The following is a 21,040-nucleotide window of genomic DNA, read 5'->3' as shown; positions in this document are numbered from 1 at the left end:
GTAAACCGTTCTACGATGTACGTTATTGGGACCAAACGACGAGTTTGTGCTGTTGCCTCTCCGCGCCTAATTGAACTAAAGCCTTTCCCATTTCGGTGTCCGTAACCGGTTGCGCGTTCCATCGTTCGATCGTCAGCTTGACTAGCTTCTGTCTGCGAATGATCGAACGAAACGCCTTCAGTAGCATATCCGCTTGCTGTTCTATGGATAACCGTACGGTCCCATCCTGATCCTCGATCAAGGAGAATACCTTCTTGCCTCTTCCTTCGATCCAAAACAGCCATCGATCGCCGCGAAGCAGCAAATAATTGCCGGCGCTGCGGGAGAATGCCGCGTGCTTGACTTGCTTAGGCCAGTCGATCATCCAACCGAACGGATTAGCCGGATCGGCCGAGCACAGTACCGTAGTCGCTTGCTGTTCAAGCTCGGGCAGCCGCTGCCTAACCGCCTCGCTTACTTCGCGCGTCGTGAATTGCAGCTTGGTTAATCCGCTTATGAACGTCCCCCGCGTTAATACGCCCCACTCTTCCAGCCGCTTAAGCGCCGGGTACAATTCATCCCAATCATAGGGCGCCGTCTTGGCGACAAGGTCGCGATTAATTAAACCGTAACCTTTTAGCAGATGATGAGCCCAGGACAAAATCGGAGACGTAGCTTGTTCCGCGGACGAAGTTGCCTCTGCTAGCGCCTGCGTAGCATACCACCTGCCAAGACCGGACCCTGTCCTTGCCCAGTTCGCTTGCTTCGCGTTAGTTTGCAGCCGCAGAGGTGCGAATTGATCGTTCGATGCTCTTCCTTCCCATACGAGCTCAAGCAAGTCCTCAAGGAGCTCGGAAGGCGGCTTGTCCATGTCGCGGCTAAGCTTCGTCAAGAAGCTCGCGCCACCTTGCTCCAACAATTGCAGCAACCGCGAATGCTTGATCGGCTTGTCCGTCGTTAGCTTAGATTGCTCAAGGAAAGGCCCATACAGCGACTTCGATTCCGTTAAGAAAAACGCGATCTTGCCTTCTTTTTCGTCCGCGTCTTTGCGGCCGAGCCACAACACTTCGCCGGATGCGCATAGCAGATCCAAATCTTCTTTGCGATAGGCGTTCATTCTCGTGGGAAAAACAACCGTTTCCCATAAGCTAAGCGGCAAATATAACCCTTGCAGCTTTTCGATCACGGCGCGAAGCCCTTCGCTGCCTTGCCTTTGCGCGCCTTGGAGCGCATGCTGCATGAAGGCGATCTGACCGCACCATCTCTCCGGATCGACCGGTTCGGCCCGATCCCGCGCATGCTTGATCGACAGGCGGACGATGCGCGAAGCGACGCCCACGCTCGACCATATCCGTTCCTCGTCGTTGGCGGCGTGCGGCGCGCGTTCGATCAAGCCTTGCTCCAGCATCCGATCGACGTTCACTCTAGCCGTCTCGAGCGTCATCGCCGGGTATCTGCTGCACAGCTCCGCTTCCGTAAACGAAAGTACGTGCTCGATATAACGCCCCAGTACGAACGTTACCGACGATTGTTCATCCGGAAACGCCGCATAGACTTCCCGTTCGTCGGTCCGGATCCAACGGGTTTGTCCGTCTCCGGTCAAGTCGACCGGCATCGCCCGTCCGCTCCGCTGAAGCTCCGCAAGCCAAGTAGGCGTCCGCTCTCCCGCCAGCTTCTCGAGCTCCTTCGTGGTCAAGTCGCCCCGAAGCTTCAGCAAGTCGGCAAGCTCGTCGGCGCTGCCAGTCTTACGCTGCGGCTCATCAAGCTTGCGCGATTGCTCCGCTAGCGCGTCCTTGCTGATTGCCCCCTGCAGCGCTTCCGCGCCGAATAGTTGCCCGGCCATCTCCTTACTCACGTTCATTAGCTGAAGCTGGATCGACTCGTCGACGCCGTCGCCTTCGTATAGCCGCATATTAACGTAATCGGCGAGAAACTGCGCGGCCATCGGCGACGGATAAGGCGTCTCGCGTACGATCCATTGTACTTTACCTTCAGTTAACGCCATTAACAATTGCTTAAGCTCCGTTAACCCTAAGTATTCGTGCAAGCATTCCGCCATCGCTTCGCGCAAATACGGAAACTCAGTCGCGTAAGGCAGCGAATTTCGCAGCAATTCTTCGCCGCGCAGACGCTTTTGCCACATCGGAGTACGCGTGAAGCTTCTGGATAAGAGCAACGAAGTTTCGGCGATTCTTCTGAACGAGATCGCGAGTAGCGGCGAACCTGCAATCGCCTCGGTCAGCAGCTGTTCGACGTTGGACGGCGTCACTTGATAGAGCGCTTGAATCCATGAAGCGTCCCACTCCGGCAACACGAACTCGATGCCGTTGTCTTTGGCGTTCCCATACACCCGATAAGGCAACAACTGCTCGAATTGCCGCTCGATGGCTAGCAGCCACGCGCGGTTTACTTTGCGTCCGCAATGATTGTGCAGGATGACATGGGTCTGGTTCATCACGTCTCGGTAATGCTCGATGACAAGCGTTCGATCGGTCGGCAGTCCGCACGCTTTGTGCTGCGCGCGGATGACGGAGACGAGCGCTTCCGACGACGTTCCGTCTAGTCCATAGGATTCGGCGAGCCACTCGTAAATAGGGTGCGCCGCATCGATGCCAAGCTCGATTTCCGGCGGTTGCTCGTCGGATAACCCCAACCGCTCGGACACTTCGCGGATAAATCCGCCGATCCGCTCTCCCATCTCGTAAGAGCGGCTACCCGATTCGTTGAGCCAAAACGGGACTTCGCTGAACCGGTTGCCCGCCTCGGATACGTATACGCGATCGCTGCTGATTTCCCGAATCATCCAAGATCTCGTTCCGAGCAAGAAGACATCGCCTACGCGGCTTTCATGGATAAACGTTTCGTCCAACTCGCCTAGATGCGCCCGACTCTCGAGATGATGCACCGGATAGGCGCTGCTTTGCGGAATCGTCCCCGCTCCGGTTACGGCTGCCATCAACGTATTGCTGCGTTTGCTGAGGACGTCGCTATCGCGATTCCATTCGATAAGCGGTTTCGCGAACGGATAAAAGCCGGACAGAACGTCAAGTACGCGCCCAAGCTCGTCGCGAGCATATTGATGGTAACTGTCGCTCCTACGAATGAGGCGATACAAGTCGTCTACGCGCCAATCGCTAGCCGCAACGGCGGCGACAATGTGCTGCGAGAGCACGTCCAGCGGTTGCCGCGGAATGCGGATGTCTTCGATTTCCCGGTTCGCGATCAGCTTGCTAAGTACGGCGATTTCCGGCAACGCGGTTTTTTGCCTGGCCACTAACAATCCTCGGCTAGCTTCCCCAACGCCGTGACCGGCGCGTCCGACCCGTTGAATGCCTCTGGCGGCTTCCATCGGAGAATCGAGTTGAATGACGAGATCGATATGCCCGACGTCGATGCCAAGTTCAAGTGACGAGGTGGCGACGATGCAACGCAGTTCTCCATTCTTGAGCATCCGCTCCACTTCGAGACGAAGTTCCTTGGAGATGCTGCCGTGGTGGGAACGCGCCATTTCGTACCCGACATGGTCGTTCAGCCGCAAGCAAAGCCGCTCGCATAGCCGCCTGCTGTTCACAAACAACAAGACGGATCTACAACCGTCCATCGCATGAATGATTCGATCCAGCAACGGCTGCCACACCGCCTCGCGTGTCGCCGCGGCTTTGCTCATGTCCGGCATCGTAACCGAGATTTGCATCCTTTTACGCATTTCGCTTTCGATAATCGAGACGGGACGAAGCATAGATATGCGCGATCCCTGCGAATCGCCGCTCTCCTCCCATCCGCCTAGGAACGCGGCGACGCGCTCGAGTGGCTTCTGCGTCGCGGACACGCCGATGCGCTGGGGCTGGGCGCCGGTCAGATGAGCTAATCGCTCGAGCGACAAGGATAGATGGGCGCCGCGCTTAACCGCCGCTAGATCGTGGATTTCATCGACGATAATTTGCTCCACCGATCGCAGCATCATTCTGCCCTTTTCCGAGGCCAGCAAGAGAAACAACGATTCGGGTGTCGTGATAAGTAGCTCCGGGGGGTTCCGAAGCATAGCGGCCCTCTTGCTTTGCGTCGTGTCTCCGGTTCGCACCTCGCAACGAATGCCTGGCCAATCCGACTGCAACGAGACCGCGCGCGCATCCAATTGTTCCACGAATCGAACGACATGGTGATGAATATCGTTATTGAGCGCCTTTAAGGGCGTAATATAGACGACGCGAACGCCGCGCTCTGCGTTTCCTGCGCGCGGATATCGAACAAGCCGATCTAGACACGGCAACAATGCCGCCAGCGTCTTGCCCGAGCCGGTCGGCGCGGCGATTAACGTATGTCGACCCGATTGGATCGCTTGCCAGGCTTCCAGCTGCACGTCGGTTGGCTGGCCGAACTTCTCGGTGAACCAATCGGAGATCACGGGATGGAATGCCGCCAATGGATTCGTATGCTCCACCGGGATCGCCTCCTCACTTTAATGAATGTTCATTAAGAAGGATTCGGTGGACGACCGCGTTTTCCCTACTTATGCCGGCTTTAATCCGTAATCCATGTAGTCCGGGTCCGCTCCCTTCGTTTCTTTCCCGAGAAAGAGCACCGCGAACGCCCCGATGACGATCGCGACGAAAAACACGGTGAATACGGCGGTCACCGCCGTTCCTCCGGAGATGAGCATGCCGACGAGATACGGTCCGATGACGCCGCCGATCCGCCCGAACGACGCGGCTAGACCGACGCCCGTCGAGCGTACCGCGGTCGGATATAGCTCGGGCGTATAAGCATACATCGCGCCCCATGCGCCGAGGTTGAAGAAAGACAAGCATACGCCGGCGGCGATCAGCATGCCTTCCGTCGTGGCGTTGCCGAACCAGATGGCGCTCGCGCCCGTCATGAGCAAATAAGCAGCGAGCACGAATTTGCGGCCTAATCGTTCGATTAAATACGCCGCGGTGAAGTACCCGGGCAACTGAGCGACCGTAATGATTAGGACGTATTCGAAGCTTTTGACTAGGCCGAAGCCTTTGAGCATCATGACAGACGGCAGCCATAGAAACATGCCGTAATACGAGAAAACAACGCAAAACCATAGCACCCACAGCATCACGGTCGAACGGCGGTGCGGGGATGACCATACGGCGGCGACACGCTGGCCGAAGCTAAGCTTCACCTTACGTTGCTTGGCCAAAAACCGCGGGGAATCCTCGATCGTCCGTCTTAGAATAAGAGCATACAGGCAAGGGAGCGCTCCGATGACGAACGCGGTGCGCCAGCCGTAGTCCGGGATGATGAAGTAAGCGATCAGCGCGGACGCGATCCACCCGATCGCCCAGAAGCTTTCCAACAAGACGACGGCCCTTCCTCTGTCCTTAGGCGCAACCGATTCGGAGACGAGCGTGGAAGCGACCGGCAGCTCGCCGCCTAGGCCGAAGCCCGCCATGAACCGAAGCGCGCATAGGACGATGAAGCTGCCGGCTAACGCCGATAATCCGCTTGCCGCGGAGAAAATAAGCAGCGTCCAAAGCAAGACGGACTTGCGCCCGAGCTTGTCCGCGAGCGAACCCGCCGCAAGCGCCCCGGCGGCCATCCCGACCGAATTGATCGCCGCGAGAAAGCCGATCTGATGCGGCGCGAGCTTCCATTCGACGGCCAGCGCGGCGACGATGAACGAGATCATGCCGACGTCCATCGCGTCGAACAACCAGCTGATGCCCGCGCTGAAGAGCAGCTTGCGTTGTTTCGGCTCCCGTAACAGGGTCGGGGTATGCATCATTAGCCTCGCCTCCCAAATCTAGTCATGGAGTAGTGTTGCCAATTTGCCCGACATAATGAAAAAAGCCCGCGATTTCTCGCGGACCCGTTAATGCCTTTCCTGACTGCTTCAGCCATTAATACGGATTCGTTACGGCCGGATGCAAATCTTTCAGGTTTTGTACGCTGAACAGCCTCGCGTAACCGCCGCCAAGCCGCATCAATTGCTCATGCGTACCTTTTTCTTTGATTTCCCCATCCTCGATGAGCACGATTTGGTCCGCGTGCGTAATCGTGGACAGCCGGTGGGCAACGATGAGCGTCGTTCGGTCTTTGGCTAGCTTCTCGAGCGATTCCTGGATCAAATGCTCGGACTCGAGATCGAGCGCGGACGTCGCTTCGTCGAGCACTAGAATGCGCGGATTTTTCAGGAATACGCGCGCGATCGCGACGCGTTGCTTCTGCCCGCCGGACAGCTTGACGCCTCTTTCCCCGATTTCGGTATCGTACCCGTTCGGCAGGCCGGAAATGAAGTCGTGGGCGTTGGCGGCGATCGCCGCTTGCACGATCGAGGCTTCGTCCGCGGACGGATTGCCGAACAGGATGTTGTCCCGCACGCTGCCGCTGAACAAGATGTTATCCTGCAGCACCATGCCGATATGTCCGCGCAAGCTTCTCAGCGTGATATCCTGAAGCGGAATGCCGTCCAAGCGAATCGTCCCTTGCTGGATATCGTAAAATCTCGGTAACAAGCTGATGAGCGACGATTTGCCGCCTCCGCTCATGCCGACTAGCGCGACCGTCTGGCCGGGCTCGATCGTTAACCGGATCCGATGCAGTATCCAACCCGAGGCATCTCCGTATTTGAAGCTTACGTCGTCGAATTCGATTTTTCCGTGCACGTTATCGATCGGCTGGGCACTCGGATCATCTTTAATATCGTAAGGTTCGTTCATGAGCTCCACGACGCGTTCGAGCGAAGCGCTAGCTTGGGTCAACTCGGTTGACGCGTTAACTAGCCTCCGCAACGGACCGTATAGTCGATCCAAGTAAGCGAAGAACGCCATGAACGCCCCTAGCGTAATGTGCTGGTGAATGACTTGATAGCCGCCGTACGTTAGCACGAAAAGCGGCGCCATATCCGTTAACGTGTTGATAATGGCGTTCGTTCTTGCGTTCCACCTCGTTAGCGCCAGCGCTTTGCGAAGGAAATTCGCGTTTTTGTCCGCGAAGCGCGACGCTTCTTCGACTTCGAGAGTGAAGCTTTTCGTTACCGCGATTCCGTTCACCCGTTCAACGAGATAGCTTTGCATATCCGCCAGCGCTTGGGATCTAGCTTTCGAATGTCCCTTTAACCGCTTATACAGCCTTTTGACGGCTAACGCGTAGAATGGCAGCACGATGATTGAGATGAGCGTCAATTCTAGATCCATATAGAACATGAAGCCGAGCGCGATCGTCAGCGTAAACAAGTCGAGCCACACGTTCATAAGTCCCGTCTCGACGATGCTCTTCGTCTGCTCCGCGTCGTTGATCATGCGGGAGATGATCTCCCCCGTCTTGCGGTTCTGATAATAAGAAAGCGACAGCTTCTGGATATGCGCGTACAAATAATTTCTCAAGTCGTACAAAATCCGGCTCGTCGTAAGCTGGGCGAAGTACTGGCGCAAATATTCGATCGGCGCCCTGACGATGACGAACAAGCCAAAGGCCCCGAGCATGACGTAGACGAGCCGTTCGACTTTGACGTCGGTCGGCAAATCGCCGAGAAGCAAATCGTCCACGACGTATTTCATTATGATCGGAAGCGTAAGCGGAATCCCGAATTTGATCATGCCGATGACGAGCGTAAGCGCGATTAACTTCCAATAAGGTTTAACGAAACGATAATACGCGTTGAAGCTTTTCATGAAGGACCCTTCCGCGCCCTTTCCGATCCTAAAATCGAAAAGCCATGCGCTTTTAATCTCGTATTAATAAGCGCGAGCAAATGTCCCGTACGCGCTCATGCTCATGACGCCATCCAGCCCATACGCTAGCCGCCCAGTCGTAAAGCGCCAAATCTCTTGCTACTCCGGCCTCTTCCAACAGAACGTCTTGCACGGTCATACCCGTAATCGGTCCAAGCGGCGCTAGCGTCGGCCATTGCATGCGTTCGTGCGACAGTTGCGTATGCGCAAGCTGGATTCGTCTTCCCGTATAGCTATGCTCCAATAACAAACATAGGCCAACCAATGAGAAAACGATCCCGATCGGCTTGCACCGCTCCCCCGCATGCTGAGCGCCATAACAATCTACCGCGATCTGGTGATGGAAATCGGGGTCTTCCCTCGTTAGGTGGTAAGCCGTTAACGCATCGTATGCCGCACGGCATTCGCCAGTCGCTTCGAATCGTTCCGGAACCTCCAAGCCCAGATCGGGCAGCGCTACCCCGCAACCCGGACAAGTCGTCGCTTTCATCGTTCTCACCGCCTATTTTATGCGCCGGATCATTAACCATTAGTAATCATTTGCTAAGTTATGTACAGTGTTCGACACCTGTCCGCTTTGCTATAATAGACAAGTTGTGCCCATTTATGTACATATTCGCAGGAGGCTAGCATTTCTTACATTATGATGACTGAACACAGAACCCCGCCTATACCGCCGCTTATTCCGCTGTTGATCGGGATGATCGCGATTTCCTTCGCCCCGATTCTCGTACGGTTCTCTGACGCCGACGTCTCCGTTCAAGGGATGTACCGGATGTTGTTCACCGTTCTTCTCATGCTGCCTTTCGGCAGGAAACAACTTCGGACGATAGGTTCGATTTCGAGGAAAGATTGGTTGCTGCTCGTTCTCGCGGGCATTTTCCTGGCGCTGCATTTCTTCTTATGGATGGCTTCGCTCGACTATACTTCGATCGCCAGTTCCACGATCATCTTAGCGCTGGAGCCCGTGTTCGTCATGGTCGGCGCATATTTCCTGTTCAAGGACCGCATTGGCCGAGTAGCGCTGCTAGGCTTGTTCGTTGCCTTGGTCGGCACATGCTTCGTCAGCTCCGGCGACCTTGTTTTGTCGGACACCGCCTTCACGGGCGATCTGCTGTCCTTTTTCGGGACGCTTGCGGTCGTCGTTAATATGCTAATCGCCAAACGAATCTTAACGCGCGTCTCGTCGTACTTGTACAGCTTGATCGTATTCGCGGTCTCGGCCATTCTGTTCACGGTGTACAACATCGCTTCTGGCATATCGGTAACGACCTATCCGGCGAAAGAATGGCTCGTCTTCCTGTTGCTCGCGATCGTGCCGACGGTGTTCGGCCATCTCATCTTCAATTGGCTGCTGCAATATTTGAAAACGACGACGATCTCGATGTCCGTGCTCGCCGAACCGGTCGGCGCCAGCATTCTCGGCATGTTCATCTTCGGCGAGTTCATCAACGGATTCCAGCTAGCCGGGGGCGTGCTCGTTATCGTCGGACTGCTCTTGTATTTACGATCCGAGCAAAAATCCGCATAAAGCGATCCTCCATACACATGAAGAATGAAAACCCGCGCTTTCGCGGGTTTTCGCCGTTTCAATCGGCATGCTTAAGGTGCTGGAGCGTCAAAGAGAAAATTTGTTCGATATGCGCGTCGTCTAGCGAATAATAGACGGTTTTCCCCGCTTTACGCCGCTTGACGATGGTGAGATTACGCAAATATCTAAGCTGATGGGACACGGCCGACTGCCCCATATCGAGCAGCACGCATAGATCGTGAACGCACAGCTCGCTAATTAACAGCGCTCCGATAAGCTTCACTCTTGTCGGATCCCCGAGCGCCTTGAACATTTCGGCAAGGTCCGTTGCCGAAGTATCGTCCACCATCCGGCGCTTGACGTCGGCTAAGTCCGTCTCCGTACCCGCGCAGCTTTCTTCGCATAGCTCGACTGCTTGCTTTTCCATGGCCAGACACCACCTTGCGTACGCTCTCTTGTCCTCCATTATAGCCGTTCGTAGGATGCTCGCAAAGGCTACGGACGCAGGTAAACGAATAAATATGAATAACTGTTCATTTGTTGTTGACAAATGGAGTGACCGGGAATAATATATGAACAAACATTCATATGTTATTGAGGTGAGCGCCGTGAAAAAAGTGGTTTCGCATCCTTCGCACGATCATTCCGATGACGCTTGTTGCGATCCATCCGATAACTTACGTGCACATGAGCATCACGACTACGATCATGACCACGAACACTCTGAGCACGACCATGCACACCATGATCACGAACATGATCACGGAAGCGGCATGCGCATCCTTGTTCTGTTAATCGTATCCGCGATCGGCTATTTGACGGCACTTGGCTTAGATGGGAGCGTTAACGATGCCATCGTGATCCCCCTATACGTTATGGCGATCGTGCTCAGCGGTTACGGCACTTTTTTGCGCGGTTTGCGCAATTTGATACGGCTGCGGTTTAACATCGACACGCTGATGACGGTTGCGCTAGTCGGCGCCGTCGCGATCGGCGAATGGAAAGAAGCGTCGCTCGTCGCGATTTTGTTCGGCTTGAACGAGTGGCTCGAAGGCATCGGGATGGACAAAGCGCGCAACGCGATGGGCAAGTTGCTTGCCTTAGCGCCCGTTCACGCGTTGAAGCTCGAAGACAGCCAAGAAGTCGTCGTACCGATCGCGCAGCTTACCGCCGGCGATATCGTCATCATTAAACCGGGCGACAAAATTCCTTCGGACGGCATCGTGATCTCCGGCGCGAGCTCGGTGAACGAAGCGGCCATCACGGGCGAATCTCTTCCCGTCGACAAAACCGAGGGCGAAAAGGTGCTAGGCGGAAGCCTTAACAACGAAGGCGTGCTGCGCGTTCGCATAACGAAAGCTTACGCGCAATCCGCGCTTGCTACCATCATGAAGCTGGTGCAAGACGCGCAGCGCCAGAGAACGCCGACGGAACTGTTCATTAACCGGTTCGCTAAAGTGTATACGCCGATCATTATGATCATCGCTGCGATCGTGTTCCTCTTCCCTCCGCTCGCGTTAGACGTCGATTGGCTAAAAGCGTTGTACGAGGCGCTCGCCGTATTAATCGTAGGCTGCCCGTGCGCGCTCATCTTATCTTCGCCGATCGCGATATTGGCAGGCATTACGCGGAGCGCTCGAATAGGCGTTCTCGTGAAAGGTGGCGCATACCTTGAGCAGCTCGGCAAGCTGGATACGATCGCTTTCGATAAGACCGGCACGCTGACGAAAGGCGCGCCTCACGTCGTTCGAACGATCGTCTACGACGAGGATCTATTCTACGCGGTCGCCAGCTCGGTCGAACGCGCTTCGACGCACCCGATCGCGAAGGCGATCGTGCATCGGTTGGATGAGTTGGGAGTTGAATCGAGCGAAGCCGAGGATATTCAAGCTGTTGCGGGACGAGGCATGACGGCGATTTACGCGGGGCGGAGGTATTGGCTTGGTAACGAGCGCAGCATCGCGCACGTTCGGCTTCCGGATGAAGTGGCGTTCGCTCTTGCGCAACTGAAAGAGGATGCATTAACGATCGTTGCGATCGCGGACGAGAATCGCGTACTCGGCATGTTCGGCATAGCCGACGAGCTTCGCGAGGAAAGCGCAAGCGTCATCTCCGAGCTGCATCGGAGCGGCATTCGTCGCACCGTCATGCTGACCGGCGATCATCCGCAGATCGCGCAACAGGTCGCCGCCGCCGTAGGCGTGAAGGAAACGCATGGCGGTTTAATGCCGGAAGATAAGGTCGCGTTCGTGAACGAGCTTGCAGGGCGCGGAGTCGTAGGCATGATCGGAGACGGCATCAACGACACGCCGGCGCTCGCTTCCGCGCACCTTGGCATCGCGATGGGCAAAGGCGCGGACAGCGCCATCGAAGCGGCCGACATCGTCCTGTTGCAAGATCATCTCGGCAAGCTGCCGATCGCGATCCGGATCGCGAGACGCGTCAATCGCATCGTCCGGTTTAACATTGCGGTGGCCATCGGACTGAAGCTGATTGCGTTATTGCTCACGATACCGGGATGGTTAACGTTGTGGGTAGCGATCTTATCCGACATGGGCGCTACGATATTCGTTACGTTCGTGAGCTTAACGCTCTTAATTCCAGGCAAAGATCAAAGTTGAAAGAGCGATAGAACGATGCCTATCGCGAAGCCGCATAACGCGCCGTTCACACGAATCCACTGCAGATCATTGCCCACTTTGTCTTCCAGCATGGCGATTAACGTCTTGTCGTCCATCCGGTCTAGATTTTCCTTCACGAGCCCGCCGATCCGGTAATGGTTCGATTCGACGGCATGAAGCACGCCGTTCAACAGGCGGTCCTCCCAGCGAGCGACCGCTTCTTCGTTGCCGCCGGCTAACCGCACGGCTCCCCGATACGCTCTGAATACCGCTTGGCCTCCGCTCGCTTTTTCGGCTTCCAGCTTCGTTAATAGCAACGTTCGCGCTTTATCAACCATCGAAGCGATCCACTGCTCGCCTTCGTTGCTTGCGATCGCTTGTTCGATGACAGTATTTAACCTCGTTAACTTCTCGTCGTCATTAGCAAGCATCACGAGCTGATCTCGTATTTCCTTCACGATGCTGTCTCGGTGCGCGTTGTTAGGATCTCGCAAATCGTGAATAGCGGACGCGATCATCCCTTGAAGTATAGCGCCGAGCTTCTCTTCGCTCATGAAACCGGAGATCGCTTGCACGGCAAAGCCCATAAACCCGCGAACGTTAACCGACGACAGCTTCTCGCTCGCCAATTTGCCGAGCATATACGCGGTGTCCGGACGCTCTACCCAATCCGATGCTTTCGTTAACGCGTAATCTAGCGCTTTCTCGTCCATTCTCCGGTCCATCGCGTAAGATACCGCGGACTGCGCGATCGGCTTCACGTTCAACCCGCGAGCGTATTCGGACAGTGCATTTCGAATGGACGGAACAACTTTATCTATCGGCAACCCGCGAACAAGCTCCGTGGCGGCGTCTAACACCGCGATTCTGTTGCTCCGTTTACGCAACAGTTTAGCCAGTCCCTTCGTCGCCGCGCGAAGAAGATGCCATTGTTTTAACTTGTTTTTGATGCTGTCCTTGTTAAGCAGTTCGTTCTCCATAGAAGAAATGAGTGACTGGACGATGCGATCTTTGTTCTTCAGCAGCAGCGACGTGTGAGGTATCGGGATGCCGAGCGGATGTCGGAATAGCGCCGTCACCGCGAACCAATCGGCGATGCCCCCGACCAGCCCGGCCTCGAAGCCGCCTTGCGCGATCAGCTGTCCCGTGCTTGTCGGAATGAACAACGTCGCGATGAATCCGGCAGCCATGATCGCAAGCGAGATGCCGGCAACGAATTTAGATTTCATGGAATAGCCCCCTCTCGCGACGCGTTATTATATTTCCGTTACGTATACGAGCAGTAACGCCGCCGTGTTCGCGATCGCGTCGACGTGCGTTCGCTCCATGCCATGCGAAGCGTGCACGCCTGGCCCGAGCAGCGCGGCGCGAATGTTGCTGCCGCCCCTAAGCGCGGCCGACGCATCGGAACCGTAATGCGGATAGATGTCCACGGCATGCGGAATGTTCGCTCGCTTAGCCAAAGCAATGAGCTTCGACGTCATCTCGTAATCGTACGGCCCGGTCGAGTCTTTGGCGCAAATCGATACGTCGCGTTCCGTCGCCGATAAGTCGTCTCCGATCGCGCCCATGTCGACGGCGATCAGCTCGGTAATATCCGGCGGAATATAGGAAGTACCGTGACCGACTTCCTCGTACGTCGAAATGATGATTTTCAAGCTCTTTACCGGCTTCACGCCCGTGCGTTTCAACCATTCCAACATTCCGAACAGCGCGGCCACGCTGGCCTTGTCGTCCAGGTGACGCGACTTAATCCAGCCGTTATCGAGCATGCGCGCCCTTGGATCCCAAGAGACGATATCGCCGACCGCTATGCCTAGCTTCTCGGTATCTTCTTTGGACGAAGTTAGCTCGTCGATCCGAATTTCCATGTTCGCTTCCTCGCGCTTCCAGTCCCGAGCGTCCGAATAGACGTGAACGGACGGCTTCGTGGACAACACGGTGCCTTCGTACGTTCGACCGTCCCGCGTATGCACGAGGCAGTACTCTCCCTCTACCGTCTGCATCGCGTAACCGCCGAGCGGCGTAATACGGAGCATACCGTTCGGTTTGATCGATCGGACCATCGCGCCCAACGTATCGACGTGCGCCGTAATGCCGGCGACTTCGTCCGTCTTCGCGCCGACGATCGTTATTATGCCGTTTCCTTTGGGCGTCATTTGCATCTCGTAGCCCAGCTTGTCGGCTTCCGCCCTTACGCGGTCCATAATCGCCATGCAATATCCGGTTGGGCTAGGCGTGTTCAGCAACCAATTTAACGTTTCGAGCATATACGCTCGGTTCAATTCCGGCTCCAAATTATTCGTCATTAACGATTCCCCCATTGACAATGAGCTCCAAGGCTCTCTATAATTAGCACATCTTACTTGAGGAGGTCGATGTACAATGCGCACGACACTATCGATTGTTTCGTTTGCAGCGCAATTGCATAACACCCGACCTCGGCGGATCGTTAGCTAATCGTTCATCGATTAACGTTACCGCATGGGACCGGGCCGGTTCCGTGCGGTTTTTTGTTGCCTAGCCGCAGGAATGATTTTCCTGTCGGCTTTTTTGTGTTTTCAACCCTTCTAATCCAATCGAAACTAAGGGAGATATCCATTTGAATCCAAATCCAAATCCTAAACCAAATCCTAAACCAAATCCAAATCCAAATCCACAAGCTAGCACGAACATTAAGAAATACGGTTGGAACGCCCATTGGGAGGCCCTGCTCCCTCCATCGGACGATAACGCCCGCGGGTTGTCCCCCGCCAGGGTCATCGCTCAGCATTCCCATTCGTATCAACTAATGACGGAGTCGGGCGAGCATACCGCTTCCGTATCCGGTAAATACGCCTATACCGCAGCGCATCCGAGCGATTTCCCAGCCGTTGGCGACTGGGTTCTGACCGAACCGATGCCGGGCGAATCGCGCTCCGTCATCCATGCGCTACTCCCCCGCAGATCGGCGATGCTGCGAAGAGCGGCAGGCAATATCGACGTCGAACAAGTAATAGGGGCGAACATCGACTATTTGTTCATCACGTCCGCTTTGAATCAGGACTTTAACGTTCGCAGGATCGAACGCTACTTGATCGCGGCGTGGGAAAGCGGCGCGACGCCCGTAGTCCTGTTGACCAAAGCCGACTTGTGCGAAGACCCGGAATCTCTGCGCGCGCAAGTGGAGCATGCGGCTCCCGGCGTTCCCGTTCACTTCGTCAGCGCCTTGCTAGATCAAGGCATGGAACAGCTGTCTCCGTACATGCGCCCCGGCGCGACGATCGCGGTGACGGGCTCCTCCGGCGTCGGCAAGTCGACGCTGCTCAATTGGCTGGCCGGTGAGTCTCGCATGACGACGTCGGGCATTCGCGAGAGCGACGCGCGAGGTCGCCATACGACGACGCACCGCGAGTTGTTCGTGCTTCCCGGCGGCGCGCTCGTCATGGATACGCCGGGCATGCGGGAACTCCAATTATGGGATTCCCAGGAGGGCTGGCAGCACGCATTCGCGGATATCGAAGCGTTGGCGGCAAATTGCCGTTATCGCGACTGCCGGCATGAAGCGGAAGCCGGCTGCGCCGTACTTGAGGCTATCTCCGGCGGCGAGCTCGAAGCCGGCAGGCTCGCCAACTATAAGAAGACGGGGCGCGAGCTGGCGCATCAAGCGCGCAAGGAGACTCGCTCCGCGGGCAAGCAACAAGCAAGCAAATCCGCCAAAGCCGCGAAGTCGTCTACACGCTCCAGCAAGCCTTCCCGTTATTACGCGGATGACCTCGATTAAGGCTCGCGAAACGCTTTGCCGTGGAAATCGCCTATGTACTTGAACAGCTTCCGTCCGTCCATCGGAATTTCCGCGTTCGGAGTTAACGCGAGAATCATCGCCCGATAAGGCTCCGGCACCCAAATATACTTATGGATGTACGAGGTTAGCGTGAACCCGCAGCGCTCCCAGAACCGCAAACGATTTTCGTCCGCTTGCGTGACGCCGTATTCGACTTCGATGAGCAATCCTTCCGCTCTTAGCTCGTTCGTTGCCCATTCTCGGATCGCGGCCAGGAACGCTTGACCGATACCTTCGCCCTGGCGGTCTGACCTGACGGCCAAGTAATCGATCAACAACAGCTTCCCTTGCGCTACCTTACCGGTAACCGCCATAGCCATCACTCCGCGCTCGTCGGACGCAACGTGCAAATAAGCCATATTTTTGCGAAACATCGCAACGATAATTCGTTCCGGTTTGCCTTCGGGGAACGCTTGACGGTAGATGTCGAGCGCCTCCGGCCATAACCGGTCGTCGAGCTTGTCTATCGTAACGATCGCTAAGCCTTCGTATTCGTTATAGGTTTCGTTCATCGGGTATGCGATATCCCCTTCGTTCTGGCGGTTAAGTTACAAAAAATACGCCCGAAGGCGTATTAGGTTAGGTTCCGAACCGGCGGCGGTAATCGCACTTCCGACATAGCTCCTCGACGACTTCCCGTCTGGAGAAGCCGTCGTATAGGCGCGTCGCGCGTTCGCCCTCGATAATTTCGGAGAACGGCTTGTCGTGCACGTTGCCGAGGTTAATAACCCCTTCCCCGTCGAGACAACACGGGATGACCGTACCGTCCGACAAAATGCCGGCTTGGTTGCGAAGCCCGTGACAGAACCCTTTGTTGCGGTCTTCCTCTTCCTTCAGCGCCGGCCAGACGAATTCGGTCTCGTGATTGACGTAAATCCGTTCGGAGATTTTGATGCCGCTGCCCCGCGTAAAATGATCGTCGATCTTGAAGTTGAGCTCGAATTCCTTTTCGATCATGCTGAGCACTTCGCGATTCCGGTCTCGCTCCAAGTTCGTATCGTTGTCGCCCGCCAAGTTCCACAGACGAAGCGAAATAATGACGTCCGACTGCGCGACCGCTTCTTTCGCGAAGCGGAGCACGCTAAGCACGTAACCTTCCTTATCCTTGGAATCCGGATGGCCGTCGAAGCTATGCAGCGAGAAATTGATTTGCCTAAGCGCGGGTTTCCCGAGAATCTTATGCTTGGCTTTGTGCAGCAGCGTTCCGTTCGTCGTCAGGTTCACCTTTAGCCCTTTGTCGTGGCTAATATCGAGCAGCTCATCGATTTTCGGATGCAGCAGCGGCTCGCCCTTGACGTGAAAGTAGATATGGTCGGTAAACGGCTTGATTTCGTCTAAAATATGCGTAAAAGCATCTACTTTAATAAAATTCGACTTGCGCTCCGTCGGAGGACAGAACGTGCAAGCGAGATTGCAGACGCTCGTGATTTCCACGTAAAACTTTTTGAATCTTTTCAACTCGTACCTTCTCCAATCGGGCAAACCTCGTTATGCGGTACTCCTATTATAGCAAAGATTACGACTTGTCGTCGTATAGGATCAGTTCCGCGACGAGCTTTCCTTCGATTATTCGCATAATGGCAAAAGAATACCGTGGTTGCCTTCGCTTGTCCGTCGGCGATCCGGGGTTGAGCACGATCGTTCCTCCAGCTATCCGCTTCAACACGGGCGTATGCGAGTGACCGTAGACGATAGCATCCAGACGTTTGCCTTTAAAAGCGTCGATTGCCCTCGTCTCGGTAGCGATCGATTTATTCGTGCCGTGTCCGTGGATGAGTCCGATCCGGCAGGAACCGAGCTGCACGATTTTTTTCAAACCGAATTTCTTAACGATGTCCGGACCGTCGTTATTGCCGGACACGCCGTAAGTTGGAGCGTAGGCGGAGACGATCGGATAGACGTCCATACTTGTCCAGTCTCCCGCGTGCAATATAGCATCCGCGTTCGCAAGCTCCGCGATTAACCGCTCCGGCAGCTTACTGCTCGACCTGGGCATGTGGGTATCGGAGATAACGACGATTTTCATGCGCATAACCTCGATTCTTCCCATTCTAAATATGTTCAGCATACCATCCAGCGGATCGTCCGTTGAAGGAACAACGACCTAATTTTGTTGATTGGCAAGCCGTTGACGCAAAAAAGCCCGCGAATGAATTCGCGGGCTTCGTATGCGATTAGCGTTTGTTGAACGTATCGGTCAGAACAGGAACGATTTGCGATTTGCGGGATACGACGCCCTTCAATACCGCTTGGTTGTTCGACAGCTTCACGCCGTATGCTTGCTCGACGGCGTCTGCCGCCTTACCTAGCGCGATGCCGATCGAGTCGTTGTTAAGGATATCCGTAACGACGAACAGGAACAGGTCCAAGCCTTTCGTATTGATGATGTTCGTCAATGCGTCCTCAAGCTCGGCTTGGCGGGACAGCACGTCGTTCACGTCTACCGCGTTTACTTGGGCGATTTCGACTTTCGCGCTTCCCATCGTGAATTCCTTCGCATCGAGGGAGATCAGCGTAGCGATCGATTTGTCGCTCAGGTCCGCGCCGGCTTTCAGCATATCGAGACCGTACTTGTCCGCGTCTACGCCTGCGATTTCAGCCAATTCGCGAGCGGCCGCGACGTCTTCCGACGTGCAAGTCGGAGATTTGAAGAGCAAGGAGTCCGAGATGATAGCCGAAAGCATCAAGCCAGCGACTTCTTTGGAGATAGCGACGCCGTTCTCTTTGTACAGCTTTTTCAAGATCGTAGCCGTGCAACCGACAGGCTCGGCGCGGAAGTACAACGGGCCGCTCGTCTCGAAGTTAGCGATCCGGTGGTGGTCGATGACTTCAATAACGCGCACTTGATCGATATCGGATACGCTTTGTTGGCGTTCGTTATGGTCAACGAGGATAACTTCCTTCGTTTCGTTGGCGACCGTTTCCACGAGGCGAGGCGCTTGGAAGCCGAACGTATCGAGCGCGAATTGCGTTTCGCCGCTTACGTTGCCGAGGCGTACCGCTTCTACGTCGAAGCCGAGTTTCGTTTTGAGATCGGCATAAGCAATCGCCGAACAGATCGTATCCGTATCCGGATTTTTGTGACCGAAGATCAAAACTTTGCTCATTCTCTTGCTCCTTAAATGTTATTTTGGCGAGAAAAGTATACCGCATAACGCTAGCGACAAGCAAGAGAATAGCGGGTATTCCGATTAACATTAAGCAAACCGTCGGCTATCGACGGCTTTCCAAGCCTAGCAACCGTTCTTTCATCTTCAAGCCCCCGCGATACCCGGTCAGTGTACCGTTTTTGCCCACGATTCGATGACACGGCAAGGCGATGAGCGCGGGATTGCGACCGATGGCTGTTCCGACGGCTCTTACGGCTTCGGGCTTGCCAATTCGTTCGGCAATTTGAGAATACGTCGCGGTCTGACCGTACGCGATTTCGTTCATCGCGGACCAGACGGACTGCTGGAACTCGGTTCCGCGTAAATCGGTAGGCACGTCGAACGTCTTGCGGACGCCTTGCAAATATTCGGTTAACTGCGAGACATACGAGGCAAGCTTGCCTTCGTCATGCGATAGAACGCAACGGTCTCCAAAACGCGCCTGCGCCCATGCCGTAAACTCCGGTTGCGATCCGCCTTGAGAGCCTACGTAACAGAGGCCCTCCTCCGTCGCCGCGACGACGAGGTGCCATTCGGCATAGCGTAGTTCCGTCCAGTATACGTTAACCGTTTGTGGCGATGGTTGCGTCTGACTCATAATGATGTGCTCCCTCCTCTTTCTCCGCAAGCGCGGCTATATAGTTGCGACGATATCGCGTCGGCGATAAGCCGACTTTCGATTGAAAGACGGTGGCGAAATGCGCCGCGTTAGATAAACCCACTTGCGCCGCGATAACGGCGACGGACATTTCCGTCTGTTCTAAAAGTGCCTTAGCCCGTTCGATTCGCAGCACTTGCGCGTATTGCGCCGGCGTTACGCCGCGGACTTGCTTGAACGTACGTTGCAAATGATAGGGGCTGCCGTGCATCCGTGCCGCTAACGCTTCCAACGTGAACGGCTCGGACAAGCGCTCCTCGATTTGCGTGGCGATCTTGGCGACCCACGCTTCGCTAGGCAGCATCAGCTCTTCCGGCTTGCATCTTTTGCAAGGACGAAAGCCGTTCGCGATCGCTTCGTCGGCATCGCCGAACAGCTTCGCGTTCCGCCGCGCAGGCGTTCTGGACTTGCAGGACGGCCGGCAAAAGATGCCCGTCGTCGCTACCCCGTAATAAAACTTGCTGTCGTAAGTCGCGTCGCAACTGACGATCGCTTGCCATTGTTCCTCGTTCATGCGTTAGGGTCACCTCCTATCGCTTAGTATAGCGCGAGTTATTCGCGAGCGTTAGCGGATTCGAATGGAACCGCAACCTTACGAAGATCGGGCGAATCGATGTGTGATATAACTAAACTGCCGATACAAAGACTAAGCCGATTAAGGAGGGATTCCGCGATGGCAAATAGAGAATGGATTATCGACGTTCCCGAGACGTTCGATTACGACAAAAATATCGCCTACTTATCCCGTTCTCCGAACGAATGCATGCACGCGATCGTGGACGGAACGCTATACAAACGAATTCCGGACGGCGTATCCTACCCGCTGATTGCGATATCCGGTTGCGGCAACGAACCGATTCGCGTACGGCTATGCGATCCTTCGGCGCTACTTGACGATCAACAAGCGCAGGCGATTACCCACTACGTCAGAGAATGGTTCGACTTGGACACCGACTTGGCTCCCTTTTATGCGATGGCGCAGGAGGACGACTTACTACGCGACGTTGTGTCGCGGTTTAGCGGCTTGCGCATACTCGGCATTCCAGACCTGTTCGAAGCCATGTGCTGGGGCATTCTCGGCCAACAAATTAATCTCCCGTTCGCTTATACGCTGAAACGGCGTTTCGTCGAGCATTTCGGCGACTTTATCGAGCACGATGGCTTGCGGCACTGGAAGTTCCCCGATCCTGCGGTTGTCGCTAAACTAACCATAGAACAACTAACCCCGCTGCAAATAACCGGACGCAAATCCGAATATCTCATCGGAGTCGCGCGATTAATCGCGGACGGGGTCATTAGCAAAGCTCAGCTTCTTGCGGCCACGGACGTTCGGGAAGCCGAGCGAATGCTCGTCGGTATTCGCGGAATCGGCCCGTGGACGGCCAATTACGTGCTTATGCGCTGCCTCAAATTCGCCTCCGCATTCCCGATCGACGACGTCGGCCTTCATAACGCGATTAAATCCGTGTTAGGCTTGCCGGACAAACCTTCGATCGCGCACATTCGCCGGCTATCCGCCGGATGGGCGGGCTGGGAAGCTTACGCGACTTTTTATTTGTGGCGGGTGCTGTATTAA

The 21,040-nt window shown here is 55.3% G+C and carries 17 protein-coding genes; 4 read left to right on the top strand and 13 right to left on the bottom strand.

The genetic code is table 11. The features are described from left to right. Window positions 1–22: 22 nt before the first annotated feature. From ACFPQ4_RS12320 to ACFPQ4_RS12305, 4 genes are all read right to left on the bottom strand, one after another. A complete protein-coding gene (locus tag ACFPQ4_RS12320; protein WP_378112153.1) occupies window positions 23–4,420 on the bottom strand; it encodes a DEAD/DEAH box helicase in 4,398 nt (1,465 codons plus the stop codon). A gap of 69 nt (window positions 4,421–4,489) precedes the next feature. Beyond that, window positions 4,490–5,731, bottom strand: coding sequence for an MFS transporter (locus tag ACFPQ4_RS12315; protein ID WP_378112246.1), 1,242 nt, complete (start codon window positions 5,729–5,731; stop codon window positions 4,490–4,492). Window positions 5,732–5,849: 118 nt separating this feature from the next. Then, window positions 5,850–7,622 carry an ABC transporter ATP-binding protein gene (locus ACFPQ4_RS12310; protein WP_378112152.1) on the bottom strand — a complete coding sequence of 591 codons (1,773 nt, stop codon included), beginning with the start codon at window positions 7,620–7,622 and terminating at the stop codon, window positions 5,850–5,852. A gap of 52 nt (window positions 7,623–7,674) precedes the next feature. After that, a complete protein-coding gene (locus tag ACFPQ4_RS12305; RefSeq protein WP_378112151.1) occupies window positions 7,675–8,172 on the bottom strand; it encodes a DUF5946 family protein in 498 nt (165 codons plus the stop codon). Between the two features lie 153 nt (window positions 8,173–8,325). Here ACFPQ4_RS12305 and ACFPQ4_RS12300 point away from each other — a divergent pair, with 153 nt between their 5' ends. Next, complete coding sequence (locus ACFPQ4_RS12300; protein ID WP_378112150.1) at window positions 8,326–9,213, top strand: DMT family transporter; 888 nt, start codon at window positions 8,326–8,328, stop codon at window positions 9,211–9,213. A gap of 58 nt (window positions 9,214–9,271) precedes the next feature. Here ACFPQ4_RS12300 and ACFPQ4_RS12295 read toward each other — a convergent pair whose 3' ends face one another. Further along, window positions 9,272–9,640, bottom strand: coding sequence for an ArsR/SmtB family transcription factor (locus tag ACFPQ4_RS12295; protein WP_378112148.1), 369 nt, complete (start codon window positions 9,638–9,640; stop codon window positions 9,272–9,274). Window positions 9,641–9,821: 181 nt separating this feature from the next. Between ACFPQ4_RS12295 and ACFPQ4_RS12290 the strand changes: the two genes are divergently transcribed. Beyond that, entirely contained in the window at window positions 9,822–11,834 is a 2,013-nt protein-coding gene (locus tag ACFPQ4_RS12290; RefSeq protein WP_378112147.1) for a heavy metal translocating P-type ATPase, read from the top strand. On the opposite strand, the gene ACFPQ4_RS12285 is transcribed toward ACFPQ4_RS12290, so the two are convergent. Both ACFPQ4_RS12285 and ACFPQ4_RS12280 read right to left on the bottom strand, forming a co-directional pair. Beyond that, window positions 11,825–13,063, bottom strand: a complete 1,239-nt coding sequence (locus ACFPQ4_RS12285) for a DUF445 domain-containing protein (RefSeq protein WP_378112146.1) — start codon at window positions 13,061–13,063, stop codon at window positions 11,825–11,827. The two genes, ACFPQ4_RS12290 and ACFPQ4_RS12285, sit on opposite strands and share 10 nt — an antisense overlap. Window positions 13,064–13,090: 27 nt before the next feature. Then, window positions 13,091–14,143, bottom strand: coding sequence for a M42 family metallopeptidase (locus ACFPQ4_RS12280; protein WP_378112145.1), 1,053 nt, complete (start codon window positions 14,141–14,143; stop codon window positions 13,091–13,093). Window positions 14,144–14,436: 293 nt separating this feature from the next. On the opposite strand from ACFPQ4_RS12280, the gene rsgA reads away from it, so the two are divergent. Further along, window positions 14,437–15,597 (top strand): ribosome small subunit-dependent GTPase A, encoded by a 1,161-nt coding sequence (gene rsgA / locus ACFPQ4_RS12275; protein WP_378112144.1) that lies wholly within the window; start codon window positions 14,437–14,439, stop codon window positions 15,595–15,597. Here rsgA and ACFPQ4_RS12270 read toward each other — a convergent pair. The 6 genes from ACFPQ4_RS12270 to ACFPQ4_RS12245 form a co-directional block, all read right to left on the bottom strand. Then, window positions 15,594–16,169, bottom strand: a complete 576-nt coding sequence (locus ACFPQ4_RS12270) for a GNAT family N-acetyltransferase (RefSeq protein WP_378112143.1) — start codon at window positions 16,167–16,169, stop codon at window positions 15,594–15,596. The genes rsgA and ACFPQ4_RS12270 overlap by 4 nt on opposite strands. 67 nt (window positions 16,170–16,236) lie before the next feature. Then, the gene (locus tag ACFPQ4_RS12265; RefSeq protein WP_378112142.1) at window positions 16,237–17,115 is read right to left on the bottom strand and encodes a radical SAM/SPASM domain-containing protein; all 879 of its coding nucleotides are present in this window, start codon (window positions 17,113–17,115) and stop codon (window positions 16,237–16,239) included. Window positions 17,116–17,173: 58 nt separating this feature from the next. Next, window positions 17,174–17,683 carry a metallophosphoesterase family protein gene (locus ACFPQ4_RS12260; RefSeq protein ID WP_378112141.1) on the bottom strand — a complete coding sequence of 170 codons (510 nt, stop codon included), beginning with the start codon at window positions 17,681–17,683 and terminating at the stop codon, window positions 17,174–17,176. Between the two features lie 148 nt (window positions 17,684–17,831). Further along, window positions 17,832–18,764: a manganese-dependent inorganic pyrophosphatase gene (locus tag ACFPQ4_RS12255; protein WP_378112140.1), complete on the bottom strand. Its 933-nt coding sequence runs from the start codon at window positions 18,762–18,764 to the stop codon at window positions 17,832–17,834. A gap of 106 nt (window positions 18,765–18,870) precedes the next feature. Further along, the gene (locus tag ACFPQ4_RS12250; protein ID WP_378112139.1) at window positions 18,871–19,404 is read right to left on the bottom strand and encodes a methylated-DNA--[protein]-cysteine S-methyltransferase; all 534 of its coding nucleotides are present in this window, start codon (window positions 19,402–19,404) and stop codon (window positions 18,871–18,873) included. Next, window positions 19,370–19,978 carry a bifunctional transcriptional activator/DNA repair enzyme AdaA gene (locus ACFPQ4_RS12245; RefSeq protein ID WP_378112138.1) on the bottom strand — a complete coding sequence of 203 codons (609 nt, stop codon included), beginning with the start codon at window positions 19,976–19,978 and terminating at the stop codon, window positions 19,370–19,372. The genes ACFPQ4_RS12250 and ACFPQ4_RS12245 overlap by 35 nt, the downstream gene beginning before the upstream one ends. Before the next feature lie 159 nt (window positions 19,979–20,137). Here ACFPQ4_RS12245 and ACFPQ4_RS12240 point away from each other — a divergent pair, with 159 nt between their 5' ends. Continuing rightward, window positions 20,138–21,040 carry a DNA-3-methyladenine glycosylase family protein gene (locus ACFPQ4_RS12240; protein WP_378112137.1) on the top strand — a complete coding sequence of 301 codons (903 nt, stop codon included), beginning with the start codon at window positions 20,138–20,140 and terminating at the stop codon, window positions 21,038–21,040.

Origin of the sequence: Cohnella yongneupensis, from assembly GCF_042655785.1 — a bacterium.
GTDB classification, from domain to species: domain Bacteria; phylum Bacillota; class Bacilli; order Paenibacillales; family Paenibacillaceae; genus Cohnella; species Cohnella yongneupensis.
Note: the sequence above shows the minus strand (reverse complement) of the source record. Positions and strands in the feature narration are given on the sequence as shown.

Coding starts and splice junctions, on each gene's coding strand:
- ACFPQ4_RS12315 (WP_378112246.1), bottom strand. CDS start 5,731: ATGCATACCCCGACCCTGTTACGGGAGCCGAAACAACGCAAGCTGCTC.
- ACFPQ4_RS12310 (WP_378112152.1), bottom strand. CDS start 7,622: ATGAAAAGCTTCAACGCGTATTATCGTTTCGTTAAACCTTATTGGAAG.
- ACFPQ4_RS12305 (WP_378112151.1), bottom strand. CDS start 8,172: ATGAAAGCGACGACTTGTCCGGGTTGCGGGGTAGCGCTGCCCGATCTG.
- ACFPQ4_RS12300 (WP_378112150.1), top strand. CDS start 8,326: ATGATGACTGAACACAGAACCCCGCCTATACCGCCGCTTATTCCGCTG.
- ACFPQ4_RS12295 (WP_378112148.1), bottom strand. CDS start 9,640: ATGGAAAAGCAAGCAGTCGAGCTATGCGAAGAAAGCTGCGCGGGTACG.
- ACFPQ4_RS12285 (WP_378112146.1), bottom strand. CDS start 13,063: ATGAAATCTAAATTCGTTGCCGGCATCTCGCTTGCGATCATGGCTGCC.
- ACFPQ4_RS12280 (WP_378112145.1), bottom strand. CDS start 14,143: ATGACGAATAATTTGGAGCCGGAATTGAACCGAGCGTATATGCTCGAA.
- ACFPQ4_RS12270 (WP_378112143.1), bottom strand. CDS start 16,169: ATGAACGAAACCTATAACGAATACGAAGGCTTAGCGATCGTTACGATA.
- ACFPQ4_RS12260 (WP_378112141.1), bottom strand. CDS start 17,683: ATGAAAATCGTCGTTATCTCCGATACCCACATGCCCAGGTCGAGCAGT.
- ACFPQ4_RS12255 (WP_378112140.1), bottom strand. CDS start 18,764: ATGAGCAAAGTTTTGATCTTCGGTCACAAAAATCCGGATACGGATACG.
- ACFPQ4_RS12250 (WP_378112139.1), bottom strand. CDS start 19,404: ATGAGTCAGACGCAACCATCGCCACAAACGGTTAACGTATACTGGACG.
- ACFPQ4_RS12245 (WP_378112138.1), bottom strand. CDS start 19,978: ATGAACGAGGAACAATGGCAAGCGATCGTCAGTTGCGACGCGACTTAC.
- ACFPQ4_RS12240 (WP_378112137.1), top strand. CDS start 20,138: ATGGCAAATAGAGAATGGATTATCGACGTTCCCGAGACGTTCGATTAC.